The sequence below is a fragment of the Rhodoferax sp. GW821-FHT07G04 genome (assembly GCF_059418585.1).
This window is the reverse complement of sequence record NZ_JBWKQD010000010.1, coordinates 1-6,639: the sequence shown is the minus strand read 5'-3', so window position 1 is coordinate 6,639 and position 6,639 is coordinate 1. Positions and strand designations below refer to the sequence as shown.

The window sequence follows — 6,639 nt, the reverse complement described above, 5'->3', positions numbered from 1 at the left end:
CGAAGGCTCGGTTGTTGCCGTCCGCCGCATTCACGTCACCGCTTAGTCCTTCAATCCTTCTGATCTGAGCCACACCACATGGCACTGCACACCGATCTACCGATCTACCGCACCGGCGTGCGTCTACTTGGCCTCGCCATAGACGCCCAGGTGCAAATGCCGCGCACCGTCAAACGTGCGCTGGGCGAAACGATCACCCAACACTGCGTGAAGATTCTGGACCTGATGGCTCTGGCAAATGCCAGCCAGCGTGAAGAACGCGCTGAATACATTAGCCAGTTGCTAACCCAACAACGGGCCATCACGGTCTTGTTGCGTGTCAGCTTCGACGCAAAATACATTTCGAGGGACATTTGGGCAAATTCCATCGAGCTGTTGGGCAGTATCGGTAAGCAGGCCGGCGGCTGGCTCAAGACAGCGAACAGGGCGCCTGCAGTATGACGGTCAAGGCCCTCATACCCGTGCGCAATCATGTGAATCTGGTCGCGCCGCTGGTCCACAAGGCCACCGACATGCACACCGCGGATACCGCTGCGCCAGCGCAGGCCTGGTCCGGTGCAGCCGCCCCCCTGATCGCCCCCCAGGGCCTTCGGGTGGGTAGCGTTACTAGCGCGATAGGTACGCTTCCTACGCCTGGAATTGCAACTTCAACAACGGCAACCAGAACAACAACCACAAGAGCTACGAAGGCTCGGTTGTTGCCGTCCGCAGATCCACTCCTGTTCCAGCGGGTTGTACAAGGTTACCTCGACTGTCGGCGCACCAAGCGCAATAGCGCCAGCGCGCTGGCTTTCGAGGCCCGAGCCGAGCACAACCTATACGACCTATACGAACGGCTGGCCTCTGGCGCCTATGCGCCCGGTCCCTCCATCTGCTTCGTCATCACCCATCCCAAGCCGCGCGAGGTATGGGCTGCGCGGTTCACAGACCGCATCGTCCACCACGTGCTCTACAACTACATTGCACCGCGCTTCCACGCCCGTTTTGTGGCCGATAGCTGCGCCTGCATTCCCGGCCGAGGCACCCTGTACGCAGCCGACCGGCTGGAGCACCAAGTGCGCAGCTACACCCGCAACTGGAGCCGCCCAGCTCATTACCAAAAGTGCGACCTGGCCAACTTCTTTGTCAGCATCTACAAGCCAGTGTTGCAAGAGCAGTTGCAGCGCCAGGTGACAGAACCGTGGTGGATGTCGCTGGCCGATGTGATCCTCATGCACGACCCGCGCGACCAGGTGGAGGTGCGTGGCACCCGCGCTGAGCTGGCCCTGGTGCCACCCTACAAGAGCCTGTTCAACGCCGCAGATGGCCACGGCCTGCCCATTGGCAACCTCAGCAGCCAGTTCTTTGCCAACGTGCTGCTGGATGACCTGGACCAGTTCGTCAAGCACACCCTGCGCGCTCCTACGTACGTGCGCTATGTCGATGACTTCATCCTGCTGCACGACAGCCCCCAGTGGCTCAACCAGGCACGCCTGCAGATCGAGGCCAAGCTGACCGAGCTGCACCTGCAGCTCAACCCGCGCAAGACCATCCTGCAGCCCGTGGCGCGCGGCATTGACTTCGTGGGCCACCTGATCAAGCCCTGGCGCCGTATCACCCGCCGCAAGACCGTGCACGTGGCCATGGACCGCTTGCAGGACATGCCCGCCGCAGATCTGCACCAGTCCGCTAACAGCTACTTCGGCCTGCTGGACCAAGCCACCCACAGCCACCACGACCGCACCCGCCTGGCCAAGCTGATGCTGCAGCGCGGCCACGTGGTGCATGGCGACATCACCAAGATTTACCGCAAGAAAGGTTGACCCACCATGTCTGAATTCGCAATCCTCAAGCTGACCAAGGTCGTTGCCAGCCTCACCAACCCGCGCAAGTCCTTTAACCCTGTCAAGCTGGCCGAGCTGGCTGAAAGCATCAAGGCCAGCGGTGTACACCAACCGGTGCTGGTGCGGCCATTGCCAGGCAGCCGTGTCGCAGAGACTGGCCGCGGCGTGGAGTTTGAACTGGTCTGCGGCGAGCGCCGCTTGCGGGCCAGCCAGATGGCCAGCGCAAAGACGATACCCGCTATGGTCCGCGACCTCACCGACGACCAGGTGCGCAAGATCCAGATCGTGGAGAACCTGCAGCGCGACGACCTGACCGAGCTGGAAGAAGCCGAAGGCTTCCAAGCCCTCATGACCATGGACGGCCTCACCGCTGACCAGGTGGCTACCGAGATCGGCAAGAGCCGCACCCATGTTTACAACCGCCTCAAGCTGCTCGACCTGTCTACAGAATGCAAACAGGCCCTGCGCGAAGGCAAGATCGACGCCAGCCGCGCTACGCTGATCGCCCGCATCCCCGACAGCAAGCTGCAGCTCAAGGCGCTGACCCACGCCACCACCATGCAAGGCTACCCGGCCGACCTGCCCAGCGTCCGGTCGCTGCAAAACTGGCTGCGCGACAACGTCATGCTCAAGCTGGAGCACGCCATCTTCAGCCTCAGCGACTCGCGCCTGGTCAAAGACGCTGGCAACTGCACCAACTGCCCTAAGCGCACGGGCGCCGCCCCCGACATATTTGCCGATGTGGACAGCCCAGACCTCTGCACAGACCCAGACTGCTACCACAGCAAAGAAGAAGCCCACCGCGCCCAGCTCCGCAAGAAAGCCGAGGCCAAGGGCATGCGCATCGTGGAGGGCAAAGAAGCATTGGAGCTGATGGATGGCAATCAGTACCGCACCGCCCCTCTTGACTACTACAACCTGGGCAAGCTGCGCCCCGACCTGGGCCAGGAAGGCGAAAAGGTCAAGACGCTAGGCGAGGTGTTGGGCACCGACGCACCAGAGCCCATCCTATTCGTCCACCCGCGCACCCAAGAAATGCTGGAGCTGGTTCCATCCGAACAGACCGACGCGGTGCTTATCAGCAAAGGCTTCACTCACTCACCAACAACCGGCCAAGTCCACCTAACCAGAGACCCGGCTGCCGACCTGGAGCGCCTGCAGAAGACCGTCACCCAAAAGACCGAGTCCCAAACCCACCGGAATATCTTCAACGCCTGCATCGAGCAAGTCCGCGCATTGGACGATAGTTCCGCACTGGAGCTGATCCGCACGGGCGATCTGCTACGCGGCATCCTGCTCACCAAGCTGGACAACTACGACGTTGACGAAGAAACCCTGGCACTGGCTCTGGGCTACACCTTCGCTGATGGCGAGGATGAACAAGACGGCCTTGCCATGCACATCCGCGCCACAACCACAGCAAACCTGTGCCGCGCCCTCGTCATATGCGAGCTTCAGGCGGACTACCACTTATCCCAGGACAGCGAAGCTTTACTGCTGCCTGTGCTGGTAAAAGAGTTCGATGTTGACACCAAGGCCGCAGCCAAGCAGGCCAAGGCCTCGGTAAAGGCCGAGTTCGCAGACGAAATCAAGGAGCTGCAATCCAAGATCGAGGCCCAAAAAGCCCCCACCACGACCGCCCCGCTGGCGCAGCCACCCACTTCACCTGGCAAAGCCAAAAAGCCCAAGCCGACCCCCGCTGCGCAAACCCGTAAGACAACGCCCGAGGAAGCTTTATCAGGCATCGCTACCGCGATGCAAAGCCTGGAAGGGGCGGCTTCCGCTGACGCGGTCGCGCCGCCCACCGGGCCTGCAAAAGCGAAGGGCAAGCACCCCGCCTTTGCCATCGGCCAAACCGTGCGCATCACCACCAACAGCGACAAACTGCGCATGAAGCACGACAAATACTCCGGCAAGACCGGCACCATCACCGGCTTCGACATCGGTGGCAAAGAGCTGGATGTGAAGGTGGGGCGCGATACCCGCTGCTTTGAGCCTGGCGAGCTGGAGGTGCAATCGTGATCAAGCGTTCTTTCCATCCGACCAAATCCCACCACCTTTCTAGCCAGCGTAAACGGCGCATGCTGGCCATGGAGTCAAACCCGATCACCAAGGCATGCAAACGGGCGGCCGAAGAGAGCCAGGCGAAGCTGGCGCAGGCAGAGTTCAGCGACCAGCTGCTCACGGTACGCATCAGCATGCTCAGCGCACAGGCAGGCGACGATGCCACCGAGCTTCTAGCCAAGCTTGCCGTGGTGATCGGCACGCCGTGCGAGGCCGGCGCCCGCCAGTATGGCCACCAGCAGCCCTGGGTACGCCAGCTGCATGGCGCCCTGCGCACCATACAGGCCATGTGCCTGCAAGGCTACCGCTGGCAGACCGATTACGCCCTGGCCCTGGACCGTGCCGTGGAGATAGCGGCCGAGGACCGGGACTTTCAAAACCCCACTTTCGCTGACGCATGGGTCGAGGCCAATGGCCTGGCCGGGAGCATCTTGCGCCATGAAGTGACTCCCGACGCGGTGGCCGCATGAAAACCGCCACAGACCAATTCACCTCCTCATTTGCCGCCCTGCGTGCCGGCGTGGCCAGCGAACAGCAATGGGAGCTGGTGGCCAACCGCGTGGAAGCCGCGCTGCAGCTGACCCGGCAGGGCGTGCTGCCAGGCATCAAAGGCCACCTGGCCTGCGCTGACCTGGCGCTGCAAGACATCCAGGCACGCGCCCGCCAGTCCACCGGCTGGCAACCCACGCCCCTGGCCCTGCACGAGCTGGACGCCGTGCAGACCTTTGCCGAGCTACACGCCATGCAAGAGCGCCAAATGCGCACAACGGGCGGGCGGCGTATTCCTCTGCGCCGGCGGCCTATTCGGAGGGCTGCAGCATGAGCAATCCCTGCGTCATCCTTTGCATCAACGATGTCGACAGTTGGGACGATGCCTACGGTGGCGGCAAGCGCATCCCTATGGACAACAGATCCACAACGCTGCAGCCCAGCCGCGAGGTCGCCGAGGAAGAAGCCAAGCGGCTGGCCAAGTTGAGCCCCGACTACAAGTTCGCAGTGTTTGAGGTTCAGGCCGTGGCCAAGACCCTCGACCTGCCATCGCACATCACCTTGGGCGGCAAGGTCTTTGCAAAACGACGCGAAGCCCGGCTATTCCTGGTGGGCGAAGAAGCCGACGAGGTGCCATTTTGACCGTCTACGTTGACGACATGAAAGCCGCCTATGGCCGCATGGTGATGTGCCACATGCTGGCCGACACCGACACTGAGCTGCACGCAATGGCCGACCGCATTGGCGTGGCCAGGCGTTGGTGGCAAAGCCCTGCCAAGACCAGCGGCAGCCACTACGACATAGCCCTCTCAAAGCGCGCCCTCGCGGTGCAGGCTGGCGCGATCGAGATCACATGGAGACAAGCCGGAGCAATGAACGCCAGGCGCAGGGCCACTGGCCAACTCGGCGAACCCTCTACCGCCGTCGATTGGCTGGTGAACTTCACAGCCACTCGCAAGCAAGTCAACAAACTGGGAGCCCAAACATGATCGGCACACAGCCCGAAGGCGCCATCGCTGGCGTGGTGATCAGCGCAGTGTCCCACGAAGGCCTACGCGTCACCGTCAACGGCAAGCCAGCTAGGCTGGCCATCCTGGACGATGCCGGCCACGTCATCGCTGCCGGCGACCAGGTGGCCAAGGAGGCCGAGGCGGTGGCGTTGAACTGCTACCGCAACTACCTCAAAGGCCAGGGCTTCCTGCGAGTGAATAGCGAACCAATCAAATGAGAGAAGTAAACTTCCCCACCAACATTGGGCCAATCTGCACAGGCGGTAATTGCGAGGCCAAAGCCACCTGTGAGCACACGTCTGGCTCAGGCTACTACGGCGGGAACCACATATGGCCGACTCCTGACGGTAAGCAATGCGGGTTTTACGTCGCGCGCAAGGTGGTAGTTGTGCATCGAACAATCCCGGCGACCAGTCTGCTGTCAATATGGCCAAAGCTTGGAGCAAATAGTGGTAAGCGATAGCACAGCAATGCCGGCAACGACACCCAGGTCTTTTGATGAGCAACTGCGCGCCCTGATCGCCAAGTGGCGGGCGGATTGGAGGACCGACACCGTTGGCAGCAGCGATAGGGATTCAGGCATAGCCGGCTGCGCGATCGAGGAATGCGCCGACGAGCTGGAGGATATCCTGAACTCGGCTCCAACCGTCCAGGTGATGCCGCCCGGACAGATTCAATGCCTGCTACTCAGCGGCTTGGCCCATGGCGCGGTGTTAATGGTCGAGGAATGCGTGAGGTCGATCCAATGGGCCGACCCGGGCAAGAGGTCTGCGCGGCAGCTGTACATCGTGCAGAACTATGTCCACGACCAGAAGACCTACCGCATCGCAACCCACAACGCAACACCCTGGCACTTCGATCAGCTGCCGTCCATGATCCGCGACACAGGCCTGCTTCCTATTGCCCTATGAGCCTGCACGTCAAGTTTCTGGAAGAACGATCAGTCCACGCCGAGTGCGCGCGTCTACTCGCCACAGAGGGCCAGTTCGTCAACATCCTGGGAACTGAGTTCTACCTGGTCGATGTGGTTAAGACACCCCTTCCAGCTCTCTCGAACATTTACAAACTGACTGCGTTCTACAAATCAACGGATCGTAGGTCGACGATTGAAATGATCGGCTTAGGTAATGACCAGTGGTTTGAGTACCAATATCAGCCGTTCAATTCCCGCTAACGATCAGCACAAAAAAGCCCGCAGCTAGCGGGCTTTTTTACGTCTGTGCGAGTGGTATACATTAACTATCCCTAGCGCA

Annotated in this window: 10 protein-coding genes; all 10 read left to right on the top strand. The window is 61.2% G+C overall.

The annotated features are described in order from the left end of the window. The first annotated feature begins 78 nt into the window (after positions 1-78). The 10 genes from AC07OO_RS25305 (at position 79) to AC07OO_RS25260 (ending at position 6,560) form a co-directional block, all read left to right on the top strand. On the top strand, positions 79-441 hold the full coding sequence (locus tag AC07OO_RS25305; RefSeq protein ID WP_495084946.1) for a four helix bundle protein: 363 nt from the start codon (positions 79-81) through the stop codon (positions 439-441). A gap of 257 nt (positions 442-698) precedes the next feature. Continuing rightward, positions 699-1,802 (top strand): RNA-directed DNA polymerase, encoded by a 1,104-nt coding sequence (locus AC07OO_RS25300; protein WP_495084945.1) that lies wholly within the window; start codon positions 699-701, stop codon positions 1,800-1,802. A 6-nt stretch (positions 1,803-1,808) separates the two neighbouring features. Then, positions 1,809-3,845 carry a ParB/RepB/Spo0J family partition protein gene (locus AC07OO_RS25295; protein ID WP_495084944.1) on the top strand — a complete coding sequence of 679 codons (2,037 nt, stop codon included), beginning with the start codon at positions 1,809-1,811 and terminating at the stop codon, positions 3,843-3,845. Further along, positions 3,842-4,357: a hypothetical protein gene (locus tag AC07OO_RS25290; RefSeq protein WP_495084943.1), complete on the top strand. Its 516-nt coding sequence runs from the start codon at positions 3,842-3,844 to the stop codon at positions 4,355-4,357. The genes AC07OO_RS25295 and AC07OO_RS25290 overlap by 4 nt, the downstream gene beginning before the upstream one ends. After that, positions 4,354-4,710, top strand: a complete 357-nt coding sequence (locus AC07OO_RS25285; protein ID WP_495084942.1) for a hypothetical protein — start codon at positions 4,354-4,356, stop codon at positions 4,708-4,710. The genes AC07OO_RS25290 and AC07OO_RS25285 overlap by 4 nt, the downstream gene beginning before the upstream one ends. Then, the gene (locus AC07OO_RS25280) at positions 4,707-5,018 is read left to right on the top strand and encodes a hypothetical protein (RefSeq protein WP_495084941.1); all 312 of its coding nucleotides are present in this window, start codon (positions 4,707-4,709) and stop codon (positions 5,016-5,018) included. The genes AC07OO_RS25285 and AC07OO_RS25280 overlap by 4 nt, the downstream gene beginning before the upstream one ends. Further along, a complete protein-coding gene (locus AC07OO_RS25275) occupies positions 5,015-5,365 on the top strand; it encodes a DUF4031 domain-containing protein (protein WP_495084940.1) in 351 nt (116 codons plus the stop codon). Before AC07OO_RS25280 ends, AC07OO_RS25275 begins: the two co-directional genes overlap by 4 nt. After that, positions 5,362-5,604, top strand: a complete 243-nt coding sequence (locus AC07OO_RS25270) for a hypothetical protein (RefSeq protein ID WP_495084939.1) — start codon at positions 5,362-5,364, stop codon at positions 5,602-5,604. The genes AC07OO_RS25275 and AC07OO_RS25270 overlap by 4 nt, the downstream gene beginning before the upstream one ends. Positions 5,605-5,856: 252 nt before the next feature. Next, on the top strand, positions 5,857-6,297 hold the full coding sequence (locus AC07OO_RS25265; RefSeq protein WP_495084938.1) for a hypothetical protein: 441 nt from the start codon (positions 5,857-5,859) through the stop codon (positions 6,295-6,297). Continuing rightward, the gene (locus tag AC07OO_RS25260) at positions 6,294-6,560 is read left to right on the top strand and encodes a hypothetical protein (protein ID WP_495084937.1); all 267 of its coding nucleotides are present in this window, start codon (positions 6,294-6,296) and stop codon (positions 6,558-6,560) included. Before AC07OO_RS25265 ends, AC07OO_RS25260 begins: the two co-directional genes overlap by 4 nt. The last annotated feature ends 79 nt before the right edge of the window (positions 6,561-6,639 follow it).